Source organism: Paenibacillus praedii (assembly GCF_049725345.1).
Classification (GTDB): Bacteria; Bacillota; Bacilli; order Paenibacillales; family Paenibacillaceae; genus Pristimantibacillus.
Genome location: NZ_JBMWAM010000003.1, coordinates 1 through 25,645, shown reverse-complemented (window position 1 = coordinate 25,645; position 25,645 = coordinate 1). Strand labels below are relative to the sequence as shown.

General features: G+C 46.5%; 35 protein-coding genes, 1 rRNA gene and 1 pseudogene. 33 read left to right on the top strand and 4 right to left on the bottom strand.

Annotated elements, in window-relative coordinates:
• The first annotated feature begins 446 nt into the window (after positions 1-446).
• The 3 genes from ACO9K6_RS04155 to ACO9K6_RS04145 all read left to right on the top strand — a co-directional run bounded on the left by ACO9K6_RS04155 (position 447) and on the right by ACO9K6_RS04145 (position 2,788).
• Positions 447-647 carry a hypothetical protein gene (locus ACO9K6_RS04155; RefSeq protein ID WP_424766284.1) on the top strand — a complete coding sequence of 67 codons (201 nt, stop codon included), beginning with the start codon at positions 447-449 and terminating at the stop codon, positions 645-647.
• Positions 648-962: 315 nt separating this feature from the next.
• The gene (locus ACO9K6_RS04150) at positions 963-2,183 is read left to right on the top strand and encodes an FtsK/SpoIIIE domain-containing protein (RefSeq protein WP_424766283.1); all 1,221 of its coding nucleotides are present in this window, start codon (positions 963-965) and stop codon (positions 2,181-2,183) included.
• On the top strand, positions 2,180-2,788 hold the full coding sequence (locus ACO9K6_RS04145; RefSeq protein WP_424766282.1) for a replication-relaxation family protein: 609 nt from the start codon (positions 2,180-2,182) through the stop codon (positions 2,786-2,788). The genes ACO9K6_RS04150 and ACO9K6_RS04145 overlap by 4 nt, the downstream gene beginning before the upstream one ends.
• Positions 2,789-2,839: 51 nt before the next feature.
• On the opposite strand, the gene ACO9K6_RS04140 is transcribed toward ACO9K6_RS04145, so the two are convergent.
• Both ACO9K6_RS04140 and ACO9K6_RS04135 read right to left on the bottom strand, forming a co-directional pair.
• The gene (locus tag ACO9K6_RS04140) at positions 2,840-3,079 is read right to left on the bottom strand and encodes a helix-turn-helix domain-containing protein (protein WP_424766281.1); all 240 of its coding nucleotides are present in this window, start codon (positions 3,077-3,079) and stop codon (positions 2,840-2,842) included.
• Between the two features lie 208 nt (positions 3,080-3,287).
• Positions 3,288-3,653 (bottom strand): helix-turn-helix domain-containing protein, encoded by a 366-nt coding sequence (locus tag ACO9K6_RS04135; protein WP_424766280.1) that lies wholly within the window; start codon positions 3,651-3,653, stop codon positions 3,288-3,290.
• Positions 3,654-4,072: 419 nt separating this feature from the next.
• Here ACO9K6_RS04135 and ACO9K6_RS04130 point away from each other — a divergent pair, with 419 nt between their 5' ends.
• From ACO9K6_RS04130 to ACO9K6_RS04015, 24 genes are all read left to right on the top strand, one after another.
• On the top strand, positions 4,073-4,384 hold the full coding sequence (locus tag ACO9K6_RS04130; RefSeq protein ID WP_424766279.1) for a helix-turn-helix transcriptional regulator: 312 nt from the start codon (positions 4,073-4,075) through the stop codon (positions 4,382-4,384).
• Entirely contained in the window at positions 4,381-4,713 is a 333-nt protein-coding gene (locus ACO9K6_RS04125) for a hypothetical protein (RefSeq protein WP_424766278.1), read from the top strand. The genes ACO9K6_RS04130 and ACO9K6_RS04125 overlap by 4 nt, the downstream gene beginning before the upstream one ends.
• A 181-nt stretch (positions 4,714-4,894) precedes the next feature.
• Positions 4,895-5,242, top strand: a complete 348-nt coding sequence (locus ACO9K6_RS04120) for a type II toxin-antitoxin system PemK/MazF family toxin (protein WP_424766277.1) — start codon at positions 4,895-4,897, stop codon at positions 5,240-5,242.
• Entirely contained in the window at positions 5,239-5,370 is a 132-nt protein-coding gene (locus ACO9K6_RS04115) for a hypothetical protein (protein ID WP_424766276.1), read from the top strand. Before ACO9K6_RS04120 ends, ACO9K6_RS04115 begins: the two co-directional genes overlap by 4 nt.
• Positions 5,354-5,611 (top strand): hypothetical protein, encoded by a 258-nt coding sequence (locus ACO9K6_RS04110; RefSeq protein WP_424766275.1) that lies wholly within the window; start codon positions 5,354-5,356, stop codon positions 5,609-5,611. The genes ACO9K6_RS04115 and ACO9K6_RS04110 overlap by 17 nt, the downstream gene beginning before the upstream one ends.
• Positions 5,608-6,549, top strand: a complete 942-nt coding sequence (locus tag ACO9K6_RS04105) for a YqaJ viral recombinase family nuclease (RefSeq protein ID WP_424766274.1) — start codon at positions 5,608-5,610, stop codon at positions 6,547-6,549. Before ACO9K6_RS04110 ends, ACO9K6_RS04105 begins: the two co-directional genes overlap by 4 nt.
• A gap of 3 nt (positions 6,550-6,552) precedes the next feature.
• Positions 6,553-7,380, top strand: a complete 828-nt coding sequence (locus tag ACO9K6_RS04100) for a recombinase RecT (RefSeq protein ID WP_424766273.1) — start codon at positions 6,553-6,555, stop codon at positions 7,378-7,380.
• On the top strand, positions 7,381-8,007 hold the full coding sequence (locus ACO9K6_RS04095) for a DUF1642 domain-containing protein (RefSeq protein ID WP_424766272.1): 627 nt from the start codon (positions 7,381-7,383) through the stop codon (positions 8,005-8,007).
• Between the two features lie 15 nt (positions 8,008-8,022).
• Positions 8,023-8,889, top strand: coding sequence for a DUF4373 domain-containing protein (locus tag ACO9K6_RS04090; RefSeq protein ID WP_424766271.1), 867 nt, complete (start codon positions 8,023-8,025; stop codon positions 8,887-8,889).
• On the top strand, positions 8,819-9,145 hold the full coding sequence (locus tag ACO9K6_RS04085) for a replicative helicase loader/inhibitor (protein ID WP_424766270.1): 327 nt from the start codon (positions 8,819-8,821) through the stop codon (positions 9,143-9,145). Before ACO9K6_RS04090 ends, ACO9K6_RS04085 begins: the two co-directional genes overlap by 71 nt.
• Positions 9,142-10,461, top strand: coding sequence for a replicative DNA helicase (locus tag ACO9K6_RS04080; protein ID WP_424766269.1), 1,320 nt, complete (start codon positions 9,142-9,144; stop codon positions 10,459-10,461). The genes ACO9K6_RS04085 and ACO9K6_RS04080 overlap by 4 nt, the downstream gene beginning before the upstream one ends.
• Positions 10,445-10,648 (top strand): hypothetical protein, encoded by a 204-nt coding sequence (locus ACO9K6_RS04075; RefSeq protein WP_424766268.1) that lies wholly within the window; start codon positions 10,445-10,447, stop codon positions 10,646-10,648. Before ACO9K6_RS04080 ends, ACO9K6_RS04075 begins: the two co-directional genes overlap by 17 nt.
• Positions 10,630-11,097, top strand: coding sequence for an SAM-dependent methyltransferase (locus tag ACO9K6_RS04070; RefSeq protein ID WP_424766267.1), 468 nt, complete (start codon positions 10,630-10,632; stop codon positions 11,095-11,097). The genes ACO9K6_RS04075 and ACO9K6_RS04070 overlap by 19 nt, the downstream gene beginning before the upstream one ends.
• A 150-nt stretch (positions 11,098-11,247) precedes the next feature.
• On the top strand, positions 11,248-11,928 hold the full coding sequence (locus ACO9K6_RS04065) for a RuvC family protein (RefSeq protein WP_424766266.1): 681 nt from the start codon (positions 11,248-11,250) through the stop codon (positions 11,926-11,928).
• Positions 11,929-12,006: 78 nt separating this feature from the next.
• Entirely contained in the window at positions 12,007-13,203 is a 1,197-nt protein-coding gene (gene dcm / locus ACO9K6_RS04060; protein WP_424766265.1) for a DNA (cytosine-5-)-methyltransferase, read from the top strand.
• Positions 13,204-13,246: 43 nt separating this feature from the next.
• Positions 13,247-13,414, top strand: coding sequence for a hypothetical protein (locus ACO9K6_RS04055; RefSeq protein ID WP_424766264.1), 168 nt, complete (start codon positions 13,247-13,249; stop codon positions 13,412-13,414).
• The gene (locus tag ACO9K6_RS04050) at positions 13,411-14,100 is read left to right on the top strand and encodes a sigma-70 family RNA polymerase sigma factor (RefSeq protein ID WP_424766263.1); all 690 of its coding nucleotides are present in this window, start codon (positions 13,411-13,413) and stop codon (positions 14,098-14,100) included. The genes ACO9K6_RS04055 and ACO9K6_RS04050 overlap by 4 nt, the downstream gene beginning before the upstream one ends.
• Positions 14,081-14,305, top strand: coding sequence for a DUF3310 domain-containing protein (locus ACO9K6_RS04045; RefSeq protein WP_424766262.1), 225 nt, complete (start codon positions 14,081-14,083; stop codon positions 14,303-14,305). Before ACO9K6_RS04050 ends, ACO9K6_RS04045 begins: the two co-directional genes overlap by 20 nt.
• A 180-nt stretch (positions 14,306-14,485) precedes the next feature.
• Entirely contained in the window at positions 14,486-14,974 is a 489-nt protein-coding gene (locus ACO9K6_RS04040) for a pyrophosphohydrolase domain-containing protein (RefSeq protein ID WP_424766261.1), read from the top strand.
• Between the two features lie 29 nt (positions 14,975-15,003).
• Positions 15,004-15,315, top strand: a complete 312-nt coding sequence (locus tag ACO9K6_RS04035) for a DUF4406 domain-containing protein (protein WP_424766260.1) — start codon at positions 15,004-15,006, stop codon at positions 15,313-15,315.
• 219 nt (positions 15,316-15,534) lie between these two features.
• Positions 15,535-16,005 (top strand): hypothetical protein, encoded by a 471-nt coding sequence (locus ACO9K6_RS04030; RefSeq protein ID WP_424766259.1) that lies wholly within the window; start codon positions 15,535-15,537, stop codon positions 16,003-16,005.
• Between the two features lie 51 nt (positions 16,006-16,056).
• On the top strand, positions 16,057-16,452 hold the full coding sequence (locus ACO9K6_RS04025; RefSeq protein WP_424766258.1) for a hypothetical protein: 396 nt from the start codon (positions 16,057-16,059) through the stop codon (positions 16,450-16,452).
• A 164-nt stretch (positions 16,453-16,616) separates the two neighbouring features.
• Positions 16,617-17,090, top strand: coding sequence for an ArpU family phage packaging/lysis transcriptional regulator (locus ACO9K6_RS04020; protein ID WP_424766257.1), 474 nt, complete (start codon positions 16,617-16,619; stop codon positions 17,088-17,090).
• 67 nt (positions 17,091-17,157) lie between these two features.
• Positions 17,158-17,304 (top strand): hypothetical protein, encoded by a 147-nt coding sequence (locus ACO9K6_RS04015; RefSeq protein ID WP_424766256.1) that lies wholly within the window; start codon positions 17,158-17,160, stop codon positions 17,302-17,304.
• 66 nt (positions 17,305-17,370) lie between these two features.
• Here ACO9K6_RS04015 and ACO9K6_RS04010 read toward each other — a convergent pair.
• Positions 17,371-17,547: pseudogene (locus tag ACO9K6_RS04010) on the bottom strand (SpoVR family protein); the annotation flags it as partial.
• A 238-nt stretch (positions 17,548-17,785) separates the two neighbouring features.
• Between ACO9K6_RS04010 and arfA the strand changes: the two are divergent.
• The 5 genes from arfA to ACO9K6_RS03985 all read left to right on the top strand — a co-directional run bounded on the left by arfA (position 17,786) and on the right by ACO9K6_RS03985 (position 24,685).
• On the top strand, positions 17,786-19,300 hold the full coding sequence (gene arfA / locus ACO9K6_RS04005) for an arabinosylfuranosidase ArfA (protein WP_424766255.1): 1,515 nt from the start codon (positions 17,786-17,788) through the stop codon (positions 19,298-19,300).
• A 102-nt stretch (positions 19,301-19,402) separates the two neighbouring features.
• Positions 19,403-20,320, top strand: coding sequence for an ArsR/SmtB family transcription factor (locus tag ACO9K6_RS04000; protein WP_424766254.1), 918 nt, complete (start codon positions 19,403-19,405; stop codon positions 20,318-20,320).
• A gap of 163 nt (positions 20,321-20,483) precedes the next feature.
• Positions 20,484-22,214, top strand: a complete 1,731-nt coding sequence (locus tag ACO9K6_RS03995; RefSeq protein WP_424766253.1) for an ABC transporter ATP-binding protein — start codon at positions 20,484-20,486, stop codon at positions 22,212-22,214.
• Positions 22,207-24,027: an ABC transporter ATP-binding protein gene (locus ACO9K6_RS03990; protein ID WP_424766252.1), complete on the top strand. Its 1,821-nt coding sequence runs from the start codon at positions 22,207-22,209 to the stop codon at positions 24,025-24,027. Before ACO9K6_RS03995 ends, ACO9K6_RS03990 begins: the two co-directional genes overlap by 8 nt.
• A gap of 112 nt (positions 24,028-24,139) precedes the next feature.
• Positions 24,140-24,685 (top strand): YkvA family protein, encoded by a 546-nt coding sequence (locus tag ACO9K6_RS03985; protein WP_424766251.1) that lies wholly within the window; start codon positions 24,140-24,142, stop codon positions 24,683-24,685.
• 89 nt (positions 24,686-24,774) lie between these two features.
• Here ACO9K6_RS03985 and ACO9K6_RS03980 read toward each other — a convergent pair whose 3' ends face one another.
• The gene (locus tag ACO9K6_RS03980) at positions 24,775-25,149 is read right to left on the bottom strand and encodes a DUF4190 domain-containing protein (RefSeq protein WP_424766250.1); all 375 of its coding nucleotides are present in this window, start codon (positions 25,147-25,149) and stop codon (positions 24,775-24,777) included.
• Between the two features lie 423 nt (positions 25,150-25,572).
• Here ACO9K6_RS03980 and ACO9K6_RS03975 point away from each other — a divergent pair.
• A 16S ribosomal RNA gene (locus ACO9K6_RS03975) occupies positions 25,573-25,645 on the top strand; the annotation flags it as partial.

Below are 25,645 nucleotides of genomic sequence, written 5' to 3'. Positions count from 1 at the left end.
AACAACCTCCCTATTTTATCCACTATTTTACTCTATACTAACTTTGCCGCCTATAGGTTTCGGAAATTATCCCCAAAAATCATCGACCCGTACATCGTAGCCTTTTCTACGCAACGCACTTACAATCTTTTGTTTTGTCTCAGGATATGGATTCCTTTCGATTCTCCCATCACAAAGCTTTATCACCTCATTCCGGCTTAAGTTCGCCGCTTCCTCCAAATCCCTTTGTTTCAATCCAACCTTATCTATAAACTTTCCCAGCGGGCTTCTCGGTTTTCCTAGTCCCATTATATGCACACTCCTTTATATCAGAAGTGTGGACAACTCTATGAAAATTTATTCCAAATCCGTAGACATTTTTGACAAGCTATGCCCCATAGGATAGGTCATAACTAATTACTGCATTAGTTGATTTGCAGTAAATAATAAAAAGGAGCGTGGAAAGCATGGCAATATTACTACCAGCAGCACTAAAAATAATGGGGATCGCGTTCGCGTCGAGTATGATTGGTAAGCAACTAGAGGAGCGTGGACACGGTGGGAAAGTGGTTTTTATCAATATTATCGGACAGCTCGGATGCGCTTATATCGCTTTGGATTTGGTTGTCGATAGCCTGCATCATTTTGCTGCTTTGTTGGGGGTATGAGTTGTGAAAGTAACAATCAACGGCAAGCCATTGAGTGAGGGCGTAGCGTCTGACATCATCGGGTGGGGATTGGTCGGGGTTTCCTTTTTTGGTGGCGTGTATATTTGCTGGATTTTTGGGCACACTCTCGCCCGGTCCTTAGCTCTTTTAATTCTCCACTCTCCCACCTTCCCCTTTCCCTTCTCCTTTTGAACATTTTAAAAAACTGAGTCGTATCAAGTCATTTTGCTTGTATTAATGCAGTTGTGATAATGCGTTAAATTGTTCGTCCATTACTTCACTATGTACGGCATTACAAAACAGAGGGGTGCTTGTATGATATTGGCCGGATCTACTGCTATAGTTACTGCTAAAATTGCGGGGCTTGTCACTAGCTCTTATGTTGCCTGGAAAGCTTATGCCACGATGCCAGAGACGGAGCTGCGGCGGGATATGATGAAAGCGTTCCGGGCTGGGAAGCTTGGGTTGAAAGTTAAACGTGGAACGGGTAAGAACGCCAGGGAGGTTGTCCTGCCGCCGAAAATACAGAGGGTATCGAGTTCGCTGGAACGAAAGCAAGTTGTTTTCACGGTTCCTGTAGGCGTTAACCCGAAGGAGATTTTTGACCATGATTGGTTATTTCGCCAGGTCTTTGGCGAGCATATCGAACTTGACGGCAACGTTAAGACATTTGTATTAAATGTATACCGCGAAGGGATCTCAATGTTCAATTACGATGTCGAGGAAGTGAAGAAAGCAATTGATAAAATGCGGCTTCCGATCTACATTGGGAAGGGCCGGAGTGGTCACGTAGCGTATGATATGACCGAACATCCTCACCTTTTGGAAGCTGGCGAGACGGGCAGCGGCAAGTCGGTTTTGCTCCGCTCCATCCTTACGACATTGATTCTTTTTGCCCGCGACCGCATCGAATTGTATTGCGCGGATCTTAAGCGCTCGGAGTTCCACTTATTCCGCGATGTGGCGAACGAGGTCGTTTATGATGCGTTAGAGTTAAGCCAAATCTTGAACAAGGTTAAAAAGGCAATGCGCAAGCGTGGCGACCTTCTGAACAAAGAACGGGTTGCACATGTCGATGATCTGCCAGCAGCTAAGCGGCCTAAATATATCGTTGTCGCCATTGACGAAGTGTCTTTGCTCAAAAAAGATCCTTGTATGGATATAGTCGAGGAAATTAGCGCGATTGGTAGGGCGCTTGGAGTGTACATTATTTTATCTATGCAAAGGCCGGACGCCGACGTTCTCGACGGCAAGCTCAAAAACAATCTAACGGTTCGTTGCGCGTTCCGACACGCTGATGAGATTAACAGCCGGATCACAATAGGCAGCGGCGAAGCTGCTCATATTAAGCCGAGCCAAAAAGGGTTGATGATTCACAAGATGGAGGGAATTAAGTATGTGCAAGCTCCGTATTTGGAACTAGAAGCGGCGCGGGTTATGCTTGAGCCTTTTATACCAGAAGTGAGTGAGGGCGCAACAGAAGGACCAGAGGACGAGAGCGATGAGGACTTTGAACTAGGGGGGCTACCGTTTTGAACGCGAGAGACGTAGCTATCGTGAAGGACTTGGAGCGGTTCCGCTGCTTATCACGGGACGACATAGCGGAGCTGCATTTCACGAACGTTAAGAACGCAATCAATGAAGCGAACAAGGTTTTGCTGCGACTGCGGCGGGATGGCGTTATAGGCGTATCGAAGGAGCGGCGAAAGTATATTTATTTCCCTGACCGCAGCATAAAAAAGGATTCATCGAAGATCGGTCACTTTTTGGCTATCGCTGAATTTTATCGAGAGATCCGCAAGCATGAAGCGCCGACGATGTTCGAAGTTGAACCGAAGCTCGGCAGCAAGGGTCTGCCGGAACCTGATGTATTCACGACCTGGAAGCGGACACCGTTCTTTGTCGAGATACAGAACAGCCGATTTTCTTCCTCGGTCATGCAGGCCAAAATGAAACGATATGAAGCTTATTATGCAAGTGGGATTTGGGAACAAGCGAGCTGGCAACCGCCGCAGGGGAAAAAGCTGTTTCCGTTCGTGTGGATAATTGGAGAGGGAAGATATGACGTAGGTAAACCATCTTTCAAGGTGCTGCAAGGAACCGTCGAGCAGATAATTTCCATGTACAAAAAAACGCAATAACATGTTCGATTTGAGAACTTATATGTTCTCAAAATGTCCGGGGGAGTGCGGTCATTCCCGCATTCGCCTACTTTCACTGGCTTCAAGTTTCCATTGATAAAGTTGATCCATTTTTATGTCTAAGATGATCGCAGCGGTATACATGGCTTCAACGCTCATAGGTCTTTCGGCATTACACCAATAAGAAATGATGCGGGTTGACCAACCTGTTCGCCTAGAAAATTCAGCTTGCGTTAACCCCTTTTTATCTAGCCAGTATTGAAGCAGGCACTCCCCACGGGAGAAGTGCATTACGACAAAACGCCCCCTTTCTTGTCATAAAATGTCGCAAAATTTCATATCGTGTGTTCGTACTCTGTTCGCATTTTATATGGTATAATTTTCTCGTAAACCGACAACTAAGGGGGGATCGTTATTATACAAGAAATCTTCGACCTAAACGCTCAAAGCGAAATCGACGAAACGGAACTTGATACGATTAGGCTCGGAATTGCTCAACTTAACTTTTCATCTGACGGTTTGTACGAAGAACCGCAATAGCGAAACGGGCTTCTTCCTCTGTAAGTGTTTTACCATCCAATACAATCGTATATTGATTCATTATTTCCTCATCCGATAGCTCAAGCCGCTGCATAAACTCCGATTTAGGTTTATCGGAGTTTTCGCTTTTTCCGAGCAAGTAATCTGCTGATACCCCGAACACATCCGCTAATTTTTTTAGCGTCTCACTAGGTATGTTCTTATTCAAACCCCGCTCATAATTTGAAATGTTAGCCCTAGTCATTCCCATGCGACCCGCTAGTTCGTCTTGGCTCCAACCTCTTTTGGCCCTTAATTCTTTTATCTTCTTTTCCACGTTTTTCATTGAAAATTACCGCCCTTCAAACACATTATATTAGTTTATTATCAAAAATTCGAAATTATTACTTGCGAGACTGATAGTGTCTATGGTAAAGTGTGGTTATTCCAAAAACGGGTGGTGATTGATGGCAAATACTTCGAAACGGGTTCCTTATTCCGCTGCAACGGATTGAAGAACAAACACTTAAAAACCGCTTATTGTTTTATTTAATTCATTGCTCCGCTATTAATTATTACCGCATTTTAATCTACATCTATTTCACGAGCTTTATGTTTGATTACAAGTTGTATTATAAACTGCAAGTAACACTTGCGCAAGGGCATTTTCATTTAATTTCCATTTTTATCAAATGGTTATCTTTAGTATGCCCTCGTAGACAGTAATTATTTCGAAACAATCACTTTCATAAATGGGGTGAAAGCATGAAAACAACAGTTGAGTTATCCCGCGAATTGGACGAGCAGGAAGCAGATCAAATCCGAACGATTTTAAACAGGAGGAAGCCACTTATGAAGATCAAAGTCAAAAGCACGGACGAGCTTATCAAACTCATTTTTATGAAGGGATTCAATAAAACCGAGTTCGCAAACGAAATCGGAATGTCCCAATCAATAATCAATGCTATAGCGAATGGAGACCGAAACCCATCACCAAAGACCGCCAAGCGCATCTGCGAAGTTCTTGAATGTTCTTGGGTAGACGTTTTTATTTTCGAAAGTGAGGAAAGCAAATGAATCCTACCGCGTTTGTTATTACAGCTGAACAACTAGCTCAACTAAAGGCTGAAATCATCGATGAAGTTCGTCGGGGAGCAGCTAATGAATCTCCTAAACTTGTTCAGCAAACAGAGTCGCGCTTCCCGGTAATGGACGCAATTAGGGAATTGACAGATCCGCTTTTCGGTTGTGATTCCCCGGTTCAACCAGCTATTTCGTCCATCATTCGAAAGACTTTAGATGTAAAGCTTCAATCTTTATTTTTCGGCGAACGTCAGAAAATGGCCATTGAGATGGTGAAAGAACTTGTTGCTGTTATTGAAAAATACCGCCATATGAAGCAGTAGAAAGGACGAGCCGCCATGAATGACAAGATCACTCGCAAGGACGTATGCAAGATCGCTTTTCTCGCCTTGGTCGTAACGATGCTTTTAATGGGATTCATTCATCTTTTCTCACACCTAATGATTGCGATATGGGGGATTGTTCAATGACATTCGGCTACACATTTAGAGAGGAGCGTGGCCTATGAAGCAGCCAAGGCGCGGCGATATATGGATTGCTCATTTAGGAAGCAATAGCGGATCGGAACAGAGCGGTGCAAGGCCGGTTTTAATCATTCAGAATGATATTGGCAATTCCTACGCTCCAACGGTTATCGTTGCCGCCATAACGGACGCCAGGAAGCGGGACATGCCGACGCATGTAAACATCGGAGACGCGGACGGCGTTTTGAAAAAGCCTTCCGTTGTACTGCTTGAGCAAATCCGGACCATTGATAAATGCAAAGTTGATCGTTTAGTCACAAGGCTATCGGCGCAAATCATGAAAGAAGTTGAAAACAAGATTCTTATAAGCTTGGGGATTTCGCTATGACGGAACCTAACCTTGATCGCTTCTCAATCCGCTTTGCAGATGAATGGCAACCTAGACCGTGGCCTGTTGTTGAGGAAGAAAACGAGCTTCATATAGAAGATGAGAGCGAGAGTGAAGAAAATGGCTAACGTTTACTACCGTACAGTTTCCGGCGCAAGTGTTGATCACCTGTCTTTATTCGAAAATTTTCTTGACAATAATCACGAAGAAATTTCCAGCGCATTGCACAGTGATTTGGCTTCTATTTACGAAGAAATGAACGATAAAGCTCGGGATGTTCAGAGTGAATATGAATCAACCGTTGAGGACATGCAAAGTGAAATCGAAGACTTGAAAACGCGCATTGCTGAATTGGAGGACGCACAATGAGTTTTAAAATACTAGCGTCAACAACAGGGCAAACCCGCGAGGAATGGCTCAAGGTTCGGCAGCTTGGAATTGGTGGCTCTGACGCTTCCGCTGTAGCTGGCCTAAATCGTTACCGTTCACCGCTTTCTGTTTACTTCGACAAGGTAGGCGAGGGCATTCCAGTAGAGGAAAACGAGTACATGTATTGGGGTAACACGCTTGAGCAAGTAGTCGCTGACGAGTTCGTGAAGCGGACAGGCTTAAAGGTTCGTCGGAAAAACGCAATCCTTCAAAACATCGAACACCCTTTCATGCTGGCAAACGTTGACCGCTTGTTGATCGGAGTTGACGAGGGGTTAGAGTGCAAGACAGCCAGCGCGTACAAGTCCGGCGAATGGTCGAACGATAGCATTCCCTGGGAGTACGAATTGCAATGTCATCATTACATGGCGGTTACTGGTTATTCTGCATGGTGGATCGCTGTACTACTCGGCGGCAATCAATTCATTTACAAACGGATTGAACGAGACGAGAACATTATTGAACAGCTAGTGAAAATCGAATCCGACTTTTGGCATTGGCATGTTGTTCCCAAAAGACCGCCGCACCCCGACGGAACGCCAGCATCAACACTGGCGGTCAACGCTCTCTACCCATTATCATCCGGCGGCGAAATCGCCTTACCTTCCGAGGTTGACAAGTGGGTGTCGCAGCGTGACGCAGCTGTAGAAGCGATGGAAGCCGCGAAACAATACAAGGAAGAAGCGGAGAACCGTTTAAAGGTTCTGATGGGTGAAAACGAGGTAGGGCGGTTCCGTGATATTAAGGTCACTTGGAAGAATGTCGTCGCTAATCGAATTGATTCCAAAAAGCTAAAGGCAGAGAAGCCAGAAATATTCGCGGAGTATTCGAAAGAAAGCTCAAGCAGACGTTTCGAAATTAAAAAGGAGAGTGTTTAACATATGGCGACAAATCAACGGGATTTAGGAACGACACTAGCAAATAAGGCGGCAGGCGGGCAAACTCCTGCAACATCTACTCCAGCAGCATTAGGGGTTAAGGGTGTTCTCGCATCTCCGACAATGAAAAAGAAAATGGATGAGATCCTAGGCAAGCGGGCGGCACAGTTCGCAGCAAGCATCGTTTCACTTGTAGGCAATGATTCCTATCTTCAAAAGTGCGAGCCTATGAGCGTTGTGCAGTCGGCAATGACGGCGGCTATTCTCGATCTCCCGATTGATAAGAATTTAGGTTACGCGTGGGTTGTTCCTTATAAGAACGTCGCCAGCTTCCAGATAGGTTGGAAGGGTTTAGTACAGCTCGCATTAAGAACGGCTCAATACCGCTCAATCAATGCCATTCCTTTATACGAGGGGCAGTTCAAAAGCTGGAACCCATTAAGCGAAAAGCTTGAGGTCGATTTCGAGGGAAAGGTTTCCGATGTGGTCACGCATTACGTGGGATATTTCGAACTAATTAACGGCTTCAAAAAGACGGTTCTATGGACGCGTGACGGCGTAATATCGCATGCTAAGAAGTTTTCGAAAAGCTACTCTTATAGCTCAAGCGCGTGGCAAGATGCGGAGAAATTCGACGCCATGGCCTTGAAAACAGTTATCCGCAACATGCTTTCCAAGTGGGGTATCTTGTCAATCGAAATGCAGCAGGCATTTGTTGATGATGTTGATACGAAGGAAGAAACAAACGCAGATCCTACGGTTAACATTATCAACGGTGATTATGAAGTAGTTGAAGAAGAAGAAGGACAAGAACAAGGGGAGGTCGTTTAAATGGGACGCATGAAGGATCGGGATTTTCAGACTATTAAAATCAATTCTAAACCATACGGAGCTAAAGCACATATCGATGTTGTACGCGATCTTATCTCCCACGCCGAAGCAATCGAGCTAGAACTTAAAATCTCCAAAGAGGACGAAGTCGAAGCTGTTCGGAAATATGGGGAAGCAATGCAGAACATTGATCGTCTTATCAATAACGTCGAGCAGCTTAAGCGGGAGTTGACGGAAGCCCGCGAACCTAAAAAGGTTGTGTTGCCGAAGGAAGTAGCGGAAGCAATCGACGAATGCAGGCGTCAAGATGAAAAATGGAGCATGGGCACTGGACGTAATTTCAGTTTGTTAGACAATGTCAACCAAGCAATAAGAGTTAGACACGGGTCAAAGTTCATCAACACTATTGCAGCTTGGATCGTTGATGACCGAAAAAGGCGTGACGTCCTCCTGCAAGCGCTCGTTAATGGCTACACTGTCGAGCAGACGAAAGAGGATCGGCTGCGGGAGGGCATTGAGGGGCTGGTTAAAGAATGGAGCCAAAAACCGCAACACTCTGCTTACATCACAGCTAACCTGACCCAAGCCGTATTCAACTTTGTAACCAAGTTCAACGCTGAAAACTAGTTAGGCGGCGATTTCATGGCAAAGGATGTATATTACTTTTCACACGATGCGAATGCCCGCCATGATCCGAAAATTTTAGGAATGCGGAGTGTGTACGGGGCAGAGGGTTACGGATGGTTCTGGATTCTCGTCGAGATGATGCGCGAAGCTGACGGTTATAAATTGGACATGCAAGGCAAGTACGTTTTTCATGCATATGCAAAGCAAATGGAATGCAAATGCATGGAGGATGCACAACAGTTTATTACGGATTGCATTCATGAGTTCGAATTATTCGGTAGTGACGGCGAATGGTTTTGGAGCAATTCGCTTCTAAATCGGATGAATAAGAGGGAAAAAGTCAAAGAAGCGAAGCAAGCGGCAGCAAATAAGCGTTGGAACAAAACCGAGGGAAATCAAGGGTTTTCGGGTTCTGATGATGCAAACGGAATGCAGACGCAATGCAAAACGGATGCATATGCATCAGAAAACGATGCATTAAAGGAAAGTAAAGGAAAGGAAAGGAAAGTAAAAGAAGATTTAAAAGATATTGTGCCTAACGACACGACACGAACTAAATTTATCCCTCCACTTCTTGAGGAAGTCACAGCCTATTGCAAAGAACGCGGCAAAGGAGTTGACCCCGAAAGATGGTTTGACCATTACACAGCTAATGGCTGGATGGTAGGTAAAACGAAGATGAAGGATTGGAAAGCCGCCGTTAGAACGTGGGAGAAGAACGCAAAGCAATATCCAGCCGTTCAGACCAAGCAACAAAAGAATGCAGAGCAGATGGACGTTCTCGCAAATTTCTACAAGGAGGGAGCAGCGAGTGAACAAGCAGGAAACGGCGCAGCTATTGGCGGTTATCAAAACGGCGTTCCCGCACTTCGAGATAAGTGAACCAGTTGTAAGGCTGTGGCATGACTATGTTTCTGAAATCCATTTTGATCGGGCTAAAAATAATCTACAGAAATACATTAAGGCTAACCGTTTCCCGCCAACGATAGCTGACATTATGCGAATTGAGGACGATGTGACAGGTCACGGGCAGTTGCTGCTTCAAACAGTTGAGAGATTCGCAGAGCTGGAAGAGTGGGAGCGCAAAGCTGTACCGCCGCCTGAACACTTGCTCAAACGAAAGGCGGTGGACGTTTGAATCAACTATACGACGCAGAAGCCGCTTTTCTAGGCTCGTTGATTTTTCAGCCTGACTTGATTGACGACTGCTATATTCAACCGCAAGAGCTGGCAGCAGACGGACGACACGGACTTATTCTTAAAACCTTGCAATATTGCTTCGAGCTTCATAACACAGTCGATGTTCTCCTAATCACTCAGGCAGCAGGCGAGAACATCGGCAAGATCGGCGGCGTGTCTTATCTCCAACAGCTTTTCAGCTCGGTGCCGTCTGTTTCCCACTTCGAGCATTATCAAGCCATCATTCGCAACAGCTACATACAGCGAGAGACAGCGGCGGCGATGGAAGAGATGGCGGCAGCGGCAAGGATGGAAGGGATCGACGTTAAGGAGCATATCGCCAAAGGTCAAGCGCGGCTCGAGGAATTGAACGAGCTTACAGCTGCCAATAACGGCGAAGGGCTCCGGCACATGGGTTCTACGCTCGACGGTCATGTGAAAGAAATCAAGGAACGGCAGACGAAGAAAGGAATGACAGGCGCCAAGACGATCAGCAAGGAAGTTGATCGCATAACGAGTGGGCATCAAGTCGGAGATATGGAGATCATTGCAGCGCGGCCTTCAATGGGCAAGACAGCAGCGATGGTGTGCGATGCTATACGAACGTCTACGGGCGGCGGCGTGGCGGCGGCAATCTTCTCGGCAGAGATGAAAGAAATCAAAATAACTGAACGCGTTATTTGTGCGCTGGCCCATTTGGACAGCAATAAGATGCGAACGGGGATGTTCGATGAAACAGATTGGCAGAAGTACAGCCAAGCCCGCGACGAATTGGATAGGCTGCCGCTGTACATCACCGATAAGCCAGGAATGACCGTTCAGTTCATTAAGAGCGAGGTTAAGAAGCTCAAGAAGAAGCATGACACAATTGTTGTTTATGTGGACTACGTTCAAATCATCGGCGGCGGGCGTAAATTCAACAGTCGGCGCGAAGAGGTTGAATATGTATCTCGCCAGCTCAAGTTAATCGCTCGAACCTTGGGTGTGACAGTGGTCGCTCTATCGCAGCTCAGTCGGAAAGTTGAGGAACGGCAAGACAAGCGGCCTATGATGTCTGATTTGGGGGAGTCGGGCGGCATAGAGCGGGATGCTGACATTATAACGTTCCTGTACCGAGACGAGTATTACAACAAAGATTCTGACAAAAAGAGGATCGTTGAGCTAATTATAGCCAAAGGCCGCGATGTCGGGACAGGCACAGTCGAAATGGCGTTTATCAAAAACATCGGGAAGTTTGTTGACCTGGATCGGGGGCAACATGGCAAAGCTTCCTGATCGCATCGAAACGTATGAAGAATACGAAGTGCAGCTTGCTCGGTTGGTTGCTGCGGCAAAGGTGATTAGTGACCCATTGCTTGATGAATCAGAACGGGTGCGATATATGCAGGCTTACAACCGCATTGACAAGCTGCTCGGAGACTATAGCGAAAGGATGGCTGGTAAATGGGACCACGTATTTTAGACGCATGTTGCGGGAGTCGCATGTTTTGGTTCGATAAGCAAAACGAGGACGTCCTGTACATGGACAATCGAACGCTTAGTGATACATTGTGCGACGGTCGGAAACTCGAAGTGAATCCGGATGTCGTGGCTGATTTTAGGAATATGCCGTTCGCGGATAATTCGTTCTATCTTGTTGTCTTTGATCCTCCGCACTTATTGAAGGCTGGCGAGGGTTCATGGCTGGCCAAGAAATACGGGAAGCTAGGGCCGGATTGGCAGGAAGATATTAAGCAGGGGTTTTATGAGTGCATGAGGGTTCTAATTCCGAATGGAACACTTATTTTCAAATGGAATGAAGATCAAGTTGGCTTAGGCGAGATTCTTAAAGCCATCGGGCGTCAGCCGCTATTCGGTAATCGCAGGAGTAAAACTCATTGGCTTGTGTTCATGAAAGACTCTAACACATGAAGCCCGCACCCAAGAAAGAAAGGTTTGACCCCTTCTTTCAAACTACACCTTGGGAAATCATCTATGACGATGAGGGTAGGGTTATTGGCGAAGTGTACAAACTGCCGAAAGAAGTTGCAAGCGAAGGAATGTGGAGAGGGGCGAAGCGGAGTGAAAAGATTTGTGGGTCTGGATCCAAGCACTAAAACGGGCTTTGTTGCAATGAATGAGCAAGGAAACGTACTCCGGCAGAAGGATTTACAGGGAGTCGGAAACGTTGACCCGAAGCGAATGGAATCATTGATACAAGAAATTATGGATCACATACAGCCGGAAGATGTTGTTTGTATCGAGTCGCCAGCTATGGGCGCACAAGGGCAAGGCGTTGGCTTTATGTGGGGGCTGGCTTACGGCATACGGGGCGCATTGTTCCGCAGGGGTATCAAATTCCATGACGTAGCGCCGACAGCGCTCAAGAAGTTCTGTGACGCTTCACGGCATCGGTTTGACGCAGACGGTAAAAAACTGGATGGCAAAGCGGCGGTTGCTCAAGGGGTGTACGAGCATTGGGGCTATTCACATTCGAGCAATAACGTCATTGATGCTTATGTGCTGGCTCAAATCGCTTATGCATTAACTTTGAATGATTATGAACTAATGGCAGGCGATTATAAAGCTTATCAATACGAGGTTGTGAAGACTGTTCTAAAGCCAGCCGCAGACAAGAAAGCCGAGAAAGCAGCAGCTAACAAAAAGAAGAAAGAAAAAGCAGCCGCGAAAGCTGTATCAGAGTTAACGGGTAAAAAGCCGCGCACACGCTCTCAGAAGCCCGCTGACGCCGTTTTATTCTGACTTCGATGTAAGTGGTGATTTCGAAAGTGATAGTCTCAAACTGGCTCGTAGGGGCTTAAAATGATGGGGGAGAGGGAAATGGGATTTAAGTTCATTGAATTGTTCGCAGGGGTTGGGGGATTCCGGCAAGCGTTGGACGAGTTAGACGGCGAGTGTGTGTTCGCTTCTGAAATTGACCCTTTTGCAGTCAAGGCTTATCGGGCGCTTTACGACGGAGCAGCGGAATTGCATGGAGACATTACGAAGATTGAAGCGCACGACATACCCGATCATGACGTATTAGTCGGTGGCTTTCCGTGTCAGGCGTTCAGCGTTGCCGGCCAGCGTAAAGGGTTCGAAGAAGCGCGCGGTACTTTATTCTTCGAGATTGCACGTATTGCATCCGCTAAACAGCCGCGTTTGATGCTGTTGGAGAACGTGAAGGGCCTGCTCTCACACGATGGCGGCAAGACGTTCGAAACGATGTGTACCGTGCTTAACGACATCGGCTACGCAATCGACTTCCGCGTGCTTAACTCGAAGCATTACGGCGTTCCGCAGAATCGCGAACGGATATTCATATGCGCCAGCCGTGACGCAGAACATTCGGATTGGATCGTCAGTGGTAACGGCGTGGAAGCGAAGGCAAAGCGGCGGGCGCAAGACCTCGGAATCAGAACGTTTAACTTCGATTGGCCGACGAATGACACGGTGACGACGCGGCTGCGGGATATTTTAGAGACGAACGTGGACGAGCGTTATTATCTGTCGGAGGAAAAGACGGCGAAAGTGTTAGTACGATTGGAATCTGCACCTGCGGCATTAATCGCAAACATTCAACAATACTCGGAAGGTAGTGGAATCTCATACACAATCGATGCAAATTACGCAAAGGGCACGTCGCCAGGCGATATTGGCAAGGGACGCAGAACACACGTTTTACAGGGGATTGAATACTCGCGCAAAAGTGGTATAGGACGCGAGTTAGATCAAGCACATTGCTTATCCGCTTCGGACTGGCGCGGGCTGAACCGAAACCAAACGCAGACTGCCGTATTAGAGACGTCGCCACGCTACCGTATCCGCAAACTAACGCCACTCGAATGCTGGCGCCTGCAAGGTTTCTCGGACGAAGCGCACAACACGGTAGCAGCCGCAGGGGTATCAGATTCACAGCGTTATAAGCAGGCGGGAAATGCCGTGACGGTTAATGTTATCCGGGCCATAGGTGAACGACTGGTTCCGCTCCTTGGAAATTCGGAACACGCTCCTTTGCTGGATAGCTATTCGTTTTAACGTGCCGTTCGTGTAATTGATGATTGCGAAAGGAGTGGTTTCAGTGGACATGAGCAAAGCGTCGAACGCGCAGTTGAACGAAATCATTCATCATAGCCGGGTTGCTACGTTGGCAGACAAAGCCGCAGCTCGTAATGAGCAGATCCGCAGGAGCCGCAAGCGTAGCGGCAAGGTAGCAAAACATTCTCGGAAAGGAGTTGTATTCAAATGACGTTTCCGAAAGAAAAAGAGCAAATGGTTTTAGATAACATGGGCTTGGTCATAAAGATGGCGAACAAAATGATCTTGAGGGCCAATAAAAACACCATTGTTGATTTTGATGATTTGGTTCAAGTCGGAAGCATTGGGCTAATGAGCGCCGTTCAAAGGTATGACGATTCGAAGGGTTACTCATTTTCAACCTTTGCTTGCTCGACAATCAACTTTTACATGATGTCTGAATTAAATCGCAAAGCGGATATAAGCGCCAGTGTTCGAGTGATTGAATTGAGCCGCTTCATACGGATGAGAGGTCAACAAGAAATGGAACTTGAAGAGTTGGCGAAGATTTACAAATGTCCCGTTAAAAAAATTGAAAGCGCGCTTGAGTTCTTGAAAATCAGAACGAAGTCGGCTGATAGAACGGTAAGGGATGAAGAAAACGAAGATAACATTTATAACATCATCGGTTTGGGAGACGACCACGACGGGCGTTTGATAATTGACGACTTCATTTCAAGGTTAAAACCATCATATCAAACAATGATGCGGGGCGTTTTGGATGGCAAAACATTGGTCGAAATTGCTCAAGAACGGGGCAAATCACGTCAAAACATCCACCGAATGCGGGTAGAGGTACAGCTTAAATGGCTTGATTACGTGGAAGGGAGGGAGTTGCGTGGAAGGAAATTCAGTTAATTCCCCCAATCACTACATGGCGGGCGGCATTGAAACAATTGACTATATCAAAGCGAAGCTTACGCCGGAACAATGGCAAGGGTACTGCCTGGGTAACATCATGAAGTATACGAGCCGTTACCTTCTCAAGAACGGCGCAGAGGACTTGCAAAAGGCTGACAAACATCTGAAATGGCTCATCGCTTCCGTCAATGAAAGACCATAGCCCACGACAAAGAGCAAGGGCGCTGCCGCAACCGACAACAGAGTTTATGAAGCCCGCAAACGGCCCTGTAACAACGCGGAAAATGACTGCGGAAGAATGGGCGCGTAAAGATTTATTTATACCGCAAGGCAAGCAAAGTGTACAGATCGGGGTTTTTAAAAACAAGGAGGATAAGAGGACATGAAAAAGCATTACGACCAAGTTTACCGATTTCACGCCGCTGCCGGGATTGAAATGCCGGACAAGCCGACGAAGTTAGATAGAGGGGGAAGGCCAGCCTGGCCTGATAAATACGGGCAAAAGCTTGCAGAGTTGTCGGAAGAAATGAAAATGTGGAATCCGATGAACGGCGGCGAAGCCTTGAAACGTGCTTCATACATGGTTGAAGAGATGGGCGAGTTCTTAACAGCCGAAACCATCGAAGACCAAACCGACGCGCTGATAGATTTGATTTACTTTGCAATCGGCACGTTTACGTTGATGGGTGTTAATCCCGAACCGCTGTTCAACATAGTGGCTCGCGCCAATCTCGGGAAGATCATGCCGGATGGAACTGTTTTAAGGGACGAGCAGGGCAAGATTCAAAAGCCGGACGGATGGAAAGAGAAGTTTGCGCCAGAGCAGAAGATCAAAGACGAGATTGAGCGGCAGGCTCAGGTATCTGAATGAATATTAAGTATCTTGGGAGGTTATAACGCATGAATATATACATTTCAGGACCCATGACAGGTCACCCAGAATTCAATTATCCAGCATTCCGATTAGCCGCGCATAGGCTAAGAGAGCTAGGTTATAGCGTAATTAGTCCTCATGAAATAGAACCCTATGAAAAGACTTGGGAAGGGTTCATGCGAGCTGATATTAAGGCGCTTATGGATTGTAAAAAGGTCGCCACATTAGCGGGCTGGGAGGAATCAAGAGGAGCACGCATTGAGGTTGATTTAGCAAAAGCACTAGGCATGGAAATAGTGACGATAGATTCACTGGTCACAGAAGCGGAAAGCGCATGAATATTGAGGAACATGGGGGGGATTGCGAGAATGAAAGTTCGTGAAGCGGTGGCACTCTTACTAGAGGCAGACCAAGAAATGGATTTCCGACTAATTTTGCAAGTGAACAATATGGTTCATTACGTTAGTAAAGTTGAACTATCGAACAGATCTGGATTTGTAGCACTATTTGGGAAGACGTACACCGACTGAATACGCAAATACATGAGGAGGGATTAAGTGAACGCAAAAGAAGTTGTTGACGCACTCCGTAAACGACACGGAGCAGTAGGTAGGGAATGGGCGTTTTTCGATGAGTTACGAGCAGGCACAGGATACAAGAACATACGCAAGGGAATGAATCCCGAACAACGTTTTGATGCTTGGGCGATAAACCTATACCCGTCAAAGGGGCATATGACTATCGCGTATGAGGTAAAGGTTTCGCGAAGTGATTTCCTGCATGAAATTTCGAACCCCACGAAACGAGAACAGGCACTACAGCACTCCAATGAATTTTACTTTGCAGTCCCAACTGGTCTTGTCCGTCCAGATGAAATTCCGGAAGAGTGTGGATTGCTTTATGTCGCAGAAGATTTGACCACCAAGGTCATTAAGAAAGCACCATACCGCAATGAAGTATTGCTGACTTGGGGGCTGCTGGCGTCTATCGCTCGAAGGGTTGTGAAGCAAAACGTGAACGCAGGCTGAACACGGAAGAACATCGCTCCACAAAAACTAATTTTAAGGGGATATGACCATATGAAAATTCAAGTGAAAGCTAAAATCTTTAAAGCGGTAAAGGATTCGAAAAAGGAAATGCTGCAATTCCATATCACTGGCGACGAAAAGCACAATCACGACTTTAGACCTTTTACGGGTGAAGTCACAGAGATATTCGTTGAAGGTTGCACGCACAAGCTTACAACCGAATTTAAAAAGACGGTTGGGGATGTTAACAAGTTGGTTATAGAGTTCGAAATTCGCGGCGATGCAACGATGAAACAGACGGGCGAATATTACGCTCTTGTCGGTAGAGAAGTGGATTTAACCATCGCTTCGGCACAAATGAGCCTTGAAGAGTTCCGCAAGCCAGCAAAACGAGAAGGAAAAGAGGACGAGGATCAGCAGGAAGCCGAGTTCGAGGATCTTGATTAATGCGAAGCGGCTGGAACTGGCCTTTCATCATAGCGTGGTCGGGAATCTTCATCTTTTGCAGTTTCTTTTGGGCGGGCATCATCTACTTAATAAACGTACTTTTTTGATTGAATATATAAGCGCTCTGGCTCCGGCTGGGGCGCTCCCATAAAAGGGGGTGTGGCGTGGTGCAGCAAGAATTGGAGTTTGACATGCCAGAGCTGGATGTAGAAAAAACAAAAGTGGCAGTCAGGCGGGCTCTTGAAAAATATCAATTATACAAGTATTTAACCCATGATGAACGCGAAGCGAGCATAACGGCAGGGTACACAGAACGGTTTCATGGGCCGACAAATACAACCAGTGACCAAACCGCGCAAATTGCCATTCATAATGTAGACGTTCCGTCAGAACGCAAAACGTTTTGTGAACGCATAGAACGAGCTGTGAGACGGCTACACCCGAAAGAAAGACTCCTTATAGAGCAACGGTATATGCGCGAAGAGTACGAAGGTGAATACATGAACGATATGAAAGTGTATTGTTTCATCTTCAACCCGCCAATCAGTCCCAAGACATACGATAAAATCAGATGGAAAGCATTTTATAAACTCGCGCTTGATTTGAATATAGAAGTTAAAAAAACGGGTGGAGGTTGAAATTTCTATGGTTGTCCTATCGAAGAAGCTGCATACACATGAAGTGAAGACAAAAGGGGGCTTGCCAGTGGATAAGAAAAAATTGAAATTCCCACCTGATGTTGACGATCTCATTCACGAAATGTACGCTCTTGCAGTCATGAGAGCGGCAGAACAAGGAATAGACTTACTTGCTGATGATGAAGAAGACGACGAAGTAAACGAAGATGAATAAGAAAAAGGGAGCCATTACGGTTCCCTTTTTTCATGTCTATATATCTTCATATAGTTGATGTTACGTTTTGCCAAAGCTCCAATGGCTGAAGCGGGTGGGCATGCCGTAAGCGCCGAACGTGTAAATAATGTCCGCAGGACATATCTCATATCGCATTTGGTAAAAATCCAGCCCGAAGCTCTGAGCAATTTCTGTTATTTCATCGATGGATCGCTCCAGCTCGCGAATCTCATCCTGGTTCATGCCTCATCCCTCCGCATTCGAAAATACGATTCATACCATATGTATGTCAGGGGAGCCATGGTTATTCGCAAACTCAATCATATAACCGGTAAATTGAATTAATAAAAACATAAATTTAGTTACATAAAATTAATTCTTGAATTAATTCAAATCCTGTAGTTAAATGAAAACTAGAGATTTGATTAATAAATAATGAAGTACTTAATGAATCTATTAATTCGATGATGGGGTGGAGAACATGGCAAACAAAGCATCAATGATCGTGGATAAGGATTTTCAGATCGGTGAAGTGGATAAGCGTATTTACGGCTCTTTTATTGAGCATCTTGGTCGTGCGGTGTATGGCGGAATTTATGAAGCGGATCATCCAGAGGCGGATGAACAAGGCTTCCGTGCCGATGTGCTTGAGCTTGTAAAAGGCATTGATGTGCCTATCGTCCGTTATCCTGGAGGCAACTTTGTATCCGGTTACAACTGGGAGGACGGCGTTGGTCCTGTTGATAAGCGTCCGAGAAGACTTGAGCTGGCTTGGAGAACCATCGAACCGAACTGGATCGGCTTCAATGAATTTATGGACTGGTGCAAGAAAGCGAATACCGAAGCTATGATGGCGGTTAACCTGGGGACTCGGGGCATTGATGATGCGCGTAATCTCATTGAATATTCCAATCATAAATCCGGCTCCTACTGGAGCGATCTTCGTATAGAGCATGGCTATAAGGATCCGCATAATGTGAAAACGTGGTGTCTTGGCAATGAGATGGACGGTCCATGGCAAATCGGTCACAAAACAGCAGTGGAATACGGCAGACTGGCTAACGAAACGGGCAAAGCAATGCGCTGGGTTGATCCAACCATTGAACTAGTCGCTTCCGGAAGCTCGTACATTGGCATGCCGACCTTTCCGGAATGGGAAGCGACTGTGCTTGATTTATGCTACAATACGGTAGATTATATCTCGATCCATCAATATTACGGCAATCATCAAAACGATACGAAAAGTTTCCTCGCGCAATCGATGGGGATGGATTCTTACATTAATACGGTAATCGCAACCTGCGACTATGTTCAAGCGAAAAAGCGCGGCAAGAAGAAGATTAACCTTTCCTTTGATGAATGGAACGTATGGTTCCACTCCAATGCTCAGGACAAGGAGCTGGAGCCTTGGACGATCGCACCGCCGCAGCTGGAGGATGTCTACAATCATGAGGATGCGCTTGTAGTCGGCTGTATGCTTATTAGCATGCTGAAGCGTGCGGACCGTGTGAAGATGGCTTGTATCGCTCAGCTTGTCAACGTTATTGCGCCGATCATGACGCAAAACGGCGGCCCTGCCTGGAAGCAAACCATTTACTATCCCTATATGCATGCCAGCATTTTTGGACGGGGAACGGCGCTTGTGCCGCTTGTTAAATCGCCGAAATACGATTCAAAGGAATTTACAGATGTGCCTTACCTGGAGACGGTAGCCATCCATAACGAGGAGAAGGAGGAAGTGACGATCTTCGCGGTTAACCGCAACATCGAAGAAGCGCTTCCGTTTGACATCGATCTTCGCAGCTTTGGTAGCTTCTCCATTATGGAGCATATCGTCCTCGAGCATGAGGATCTGAAAATGACGAATACGGCGGAAGCGCCTAATCGAGTAACGCCGCATATAGGCGGCAATGCAGTGCTTGGCGACGGCGGGAAAATTCAAGTGACGCTTGGCAAAGCCTCGTGGAATGTTATACGTATTAAGCTGAATGCATAAAGCTAAGTAAATGAAGTCGAAGCCAGGGGTGTCCGAAAGTCGCAATCGCGACTTTCGAGATGCCCTTCTATTGTTATAGAATAAAAAAAGGAGGAGACGAACATGATCCATGCAAATACAAATGAAACATGGCTGCCATTATATGAAGCGCTGGCTAGTCCGGTTCGATTATCAATTATCAATTTGTTAGCTGAGAAAAAAATGAATGTGAAGGAGCTGGCCGAGTCGCTCGGACTTAGCAGCGCAATCATAACGATGCATATTCGCAAGCTGGAGAAGGCGGGACTCGTGCAGACGAAGATGGTGCGAAAGAATGGCGGAACGCACAAAATTTGCACACTCGCTGAGCGTTCAATCTCCATTGAATTGCCGCATCCTGCACTGGATGTGAAGAAGGTGCATGAGGTTAGCGTTCCTGTCGGTCACTTTACCCAGTTCGAGGTATCCCCAACCTGCGGCCTTGCTACCGTAGAGAAAATAATCGGACAATTCGATGATCCGCGGTTTTTCCTCGAGCCTGAGCGGATGAATGCCGGAATCCTTTGGTTTGGCAAGGGCTACGTCGAATATAAGGTGCCCAATTATTTGCTGACGGGCCAGAAGCCTGTCGCTCTTGAAATAACGATGGAGTTAGGCTCGGAAGCGCCCGGCGTGAATGAAAATTGGCCGTCGGATATTGATTTTTCGCTGAATGGAATGGGGATCGGCATGTGGACGAGTCCGGGGGACTACGGCGAAGTGAGAGGCAGATTTTCACCAGCTTGGTGGCATGATCGAATCAATCAGTACGGCTTGCTCAAAGTTATTCGAATTCAAGAGGATGGCACATTCATTGATGGTCAGCATATGTCGAACGTCGGTATCGGCGAGATCGGACTTGATCGCAATTATTGGAGCTTCCGAATCGGTGTCAGGGAGGATGCTGCGCATGTGGGGGGCCTAACCTTGTACGGCAAAGGCTTCGGCAACTATAATCACGACATCATGTTTCGGGTGTTCTACGAGGATGTGCGCAATTGATCGGGCGGCATGGCTGCCTGAGTCACGCGCAGGTTTACTCTTCATCTCGGGATAATTAATTCTTTCTCCGCTCTTTTTATCCTAAAGCATTCCATTTCTTCTAGAAGCAGATATAATGAGTACGATAGCTTTTACAGCCATTCATACTCGGAGGCCCTATACAATGCGAACCATGTTCACTTATTTGAAAAAATACCGATTTGCTGCCGTCGTCGCACTTCTGCTCATGCTAATGGAGCTTGCTGTGGAGCTGCTGCAGCCACTAATTATATCGAAAATTATTGACAATGGTATCGGAGAGAATAATTTAACCGTTGTGCTGCAGTGGGGCGGCGTGTTGATAGGCTGCTCGATTCTAGCTTTTGTTGTCGGCATTTTCAGCTCCTTCTATGCTTCGCATGTCAGTCAAAGCTTTGGCTTTGATTTGAGGGAGAAGCTGTATGATAAGGTACAATCCTTCTCATTTGCCAATTTCAATCGATTTCCAGAATCCTCTCTCATTACTAGATTGACAAATGACGTCACGCAGCTGCAAAATACAGTGTTTATGGGGCTGCGCATTATGCTCAGAGCACCGCTGCTCGTCATTGGCAGCATCGCAATGGCGTTTGTGGTTCAGCCTAAGCTGGCTCTTTGGCTCGCTGCAGTCATTCCTTTACTTAGCGTGTTTCTGTTCTGGGTGCTGAAGCGTGGCGAGCGGTTGTTCCGTTCCGTGCAGCAGCAGCTTGATCATGTGAATGGCGTAATGCAGCAAAATCTGATCGGAATGCGAATTGTCCGCGTGTTCGTTCGAATGAAGCACGAAGCGGGTCGCTTCGGACACGCCAGTGAGCAGCTAATGGACAGAACGGTATCGGCGCTTCGCTTGACGGAGCTTACGATGCCGATTATTTTGCTGGTGATGAATACGAGTGTTATTGCGATATTGTGGTTTGGGCGATTCGAATTAGATTCGAGCGGCGCATCCGTCGGCGAAGTTGTTGCCATCGTAAATTATGCAACAAGGACGACCGCAGCTTTATCGATTATGTCGATGATCGTAGTCAACTACTCGCGTGCCCGGGCTTCGGCCCAGCGGATTGAAGAGGTAATTCTGACAGACATTGATCTGAAGGATGCAGAGGAGAGCGTTGATAGGGTCAAGCTTCAACAAGGAACCGTCTCGTTTGAGCAGGTTTCCTTTCAATATGCGGATAATGATCAGCGGGTGCTCAGAGATATTTCATTCCAAGCCAATCCGGGAGAGACGATTGCGATTATGGGAGCGACCGGCTCAGGCAAGTCTTCCTTGGTTCAGCTAATACCTCGTCTATACGATGTACAGAGCGGAACGATTCGGGTCGACGGGATAGATAATCGGCAGATGAAGCTGGAGCAGCTGCGCAAGCAAATCGGATATGTCCCGCAAGAGATCATGTTATTTACCGGAACAGTTGCTGATAATATTCGCTGGGGCAAGGAAAATGCCACACTTGAGGAAGTAATGGAAGCGGCTAGACTGGCGCAAATCCATGAAACGATCATGAAGCTGCCGGAGCAGTACGATACGATTGTCGGTCAGAAGGGCGTTAATTTGTCAGGCGGTCAGAAGCAGCGGCTCACGATAGCGCGGGCGCTCGTACGAAAACCATTTATTTTGCTGCTTGATGACAGTACAAGCGCACTTGATGTTCATACTGAAACCGCCTTGCTGCATGCGCTTAAGCAGAGAAAATGCACAACCTTCCTTGTTACACAGAAAATAAGCTCCACTGTCGGAGCAGATACGATATTGCTGCTGGATGAAGGAGAGCTGCTTGCACAAGGCAAGCATGAGCAGCTGCTTAGCTTATCTCCCTTGTATCAGAAAATTTACGAATCGCAGTTCGGGAAGGAAGGTGTATCCCGTGCTTAAACAAATAATGGAGCCCTTTCAATATTCTAAACCGTCGCAAGCCGCAGGTCTTAGAGAAGAGGCCCCTGGCAAAGGTAAACCTAAGCCGAGAGCCAAAAACGCAGCACAGACGCTCAAACAAATGTGGAGCTATCTGATTGTATACAAAGGCCGACTTGCCGCAGTTATGGCAATGGTCGTGCTAAGCTCCGCGTTCTCCCTGCTTGGTCCATATCTGGTAGGAACAGCAATCGATCATTATTTAATAAATCGCAACAGTGGATTCATTGTATTTCTTATTGGAATAGCTGCAGTGTACGTTCTTCATTCTCTTACGATGTGGCTGCAGAGTATATGGATGATTACGATTTCCCAGAAGACCATTTATCGGATGCGTGTTCAATTGTTTGAGCATCTGCACCGGCTGCCGATTCCCTATTTCAGCAAGCGTCAGCATGGAGAATTGATGAGCCGAGTCACAAATGATATTGAGAACGTGAGCTCTTCCCTGAACAGCTCTGTCATTCAAGTGCTCTCGAGCGTGCTGCTGCTGATTGGTACGATTACCGTCATGCTGTCCCTTAGTCCGCTTCTGACGTTGCTGACTTTTCTTGTGGTTCCGCTGATGGCGCTGGGAATGAATTGGATCACGAGACAGACGGGACGATTGTTCAAGGCACAGCAGCGCAATCTGGGTGATTTGAACGGTTATATAGAAGAAACCCTTTCGGGACAGCGAATCGTAAAAGCTTTTTCTCAGGAAAAGACGGTTATTGCCTCGTTCAAGGAGCGTAATGAGCGCATACGCCTATCGGGGTTTTGGGCGCAGACGATATCCGGCTTCATTCCGAAGCTGATGAATGCATTAAACAATTTAAGCTTCGCGATCATTGCGGGAATTGGTGCGATCTTTGTTTTAAACGATGCGATTACCGTTGGTGTTATTGTCATTTTCGCAGAATATTCAAGACAGTTTACGCGTCCGCTTAATGATTTGGCGAATCAATGGAATACGCTGCTGTCAGCAGTAGCTGGGGCGGAGCGGGTATTTGAAGTGCTTAGTGAGGATGAAGAGCGTAAAGATGAGAGTGCGGCCCGGGAGCTTGATATGGTTAGGGGGTCTGTCGTATTTGATGATGTATCCTTCGCATATGAGGGACGCGGCTCTACAATTAGCGGAGTCAGCTTTACTGTGCAGCCAGGCGAGACGATTGCTCTCGTAGGACCGACGGGAGCTGGCAAGTCCACGCTTATTCAGCTTTTATGCCGATTTTACGATCCAAGCTCAGGGAGCATCAGCATTGACGGCCATGACAGTCGGGAGATTAAGAGAGAAAGTTTACGCTCGTATATGGCGTTCGTGCTCCAGGACCCTTTTCTGTTCGAAGGGACCATTCGTGAAAATATTCGCTATGGCAAGCTCGACGCGACGGATACCGAGGTTGAGCAGGCGGCAAAGCTGGCTAACGCGCATTCCTTTATTGCGCGTATGCGGGATGGCTATGACGCTGTCCTAAAGTTCGATGGCAGCGGCATTAGCCAAGGACAGAAGCAGCTGCTGGCAATCGCTCGGGCTATTTTGGCCAATCCTTCCATATTGGTACTCGATGAGGCGACAAGCAGCATTGACACGGTTACAGAAATTAAAATTCAGGAAGCGTTGCAGCGTTTGATGCAGGGTCGTACGAGCTTTGTTATCGCGCATAGGCTGAACACGATTCAGCAAGCGGATCAAATTGCGGTGCTTCAGGACGGCGTCATTATAGAGAAAGGATCACATGCGCAGTTGCTGGAACGAAAAGGGTACTATAGTAGAATTGTTAGCGGACTTTAGGTACATATTGTCGGCAGCTGTTCAACTACTGTGCTTTAATTGGAATGATTTCCAATGCAACTATTCGCAAGGGATCGGAGTATACCTATATATGACGAAGGAGGTAGAGATCATGACTGCTATAGATTGCGTGAATTGTGGCCATCACAACCATGTCGAGAAGAACAGGCTGTTATCAGCGAATTGCTCCTCTTGCGGATCGAAGCTTATTGAAGAATCTATTCCATATGAACTAACGGATAAAGAGCTGGAGAATGCTGTGCAGGCTAATGTGCAGCGCGGCTCGCAACAGGAAGTTGATATAAATAAGTGGGTTAGTAAAATCGGTGATCAGGAGCAGCAGGCGAAGTATGTACAGGATGGTTTTTTGGCTAAGGTGAAGCGATATGCCTCAAAGGTTCCCTTTGTGAAGGAAGTCGTTACGCTTTATTATTGCTCCATCGACCCGAAAACGCCTCTAGCCGCAAAAGCTACGGCAGTTGGTGCGCTAGCCTACTGGATTTTGCCGCTTGATTTAATTCCTGATTTTATACCTATAGCGGGATTTGTTGACGATGCCACAGCGGTTCTCATTGCATACAAATCGCTTAGCGGACAAATTACAGATGAGCATCGCGAGAAAGCGGAACAGTTTTTTGTATTGAACAAAAACGTTTAGCTGGTAAACCCGAATCATAAGTAAGCAATGTTGAGAACGTAACTAGAAAAAAGCCGGGTTTCCAATAAAGGAATCCGGCTTTTATTATTCTAGCCAAGGCTATAATTGTTGTCGTAGTTGAATGAATCACCAGAGCTTGCTGCAAATATGAAAATCGCGACTACAACACCAACGATGAGAACCCATAAAATCGTGCCAATGATTGAGCAGACAAGACCGGCTATGCCTAGTCCGCGTCCCTGTTCGCCAGTTCGTTTAATTTCCTTTAAGGACAGGTTTCCGAAAATAATGCCTACAATTCCAATAAAAAATCCAATATAGGGAATGACAATGGATGAGACCCCCAAAACCAGCGCAGTTATCGCTTTGCCGTTTGTCTTCGGCGGTTGATAGTAAGGCGGTTGCTGCTGGTAAGGGTTAGGCTGTTGTTGAGAGCCAGGCTGCCCATCGTAATGCGAATCCATAAATAATAATCCTCCTCGGTGCTACATTTCCACCATTATACTCAAATAATAACTCTATATCTATATGAAAATGAAGGCTTGACCCGCCCGACATGCACATGTCGATCGGTACAAGAGAAATGATCAAGGATTTAATAAGTATTTTGTATAGGTTCTTTGGCTAGCAAATAGGCTTTATCTACTCTTTTGAATTTTTTTTGTGCAAATGCTTGACCAATTGGGCAAGTGCATGGTATATTCTAATTCCGGCCGAGAGAAACACTTGGACGGAGAGAAAGAAAAGATTGCTCTTTGAAAACTGAACAACGAGTAAAACTGCCTCATGAATCCTAACGGATTGATGAAAAAGCGATAAAAAGTAATGAGCAGACGAGAAGCTTCAATCTGACCTTTGGTTAGAGAGAGGTTTCGCGGACAAACACCAATTTGGAGAGTTTGATCCTGGCTCAGGACGAACGCTGGCGGCGTGCCTAATACATGCAAGTCGAGCGGAGTT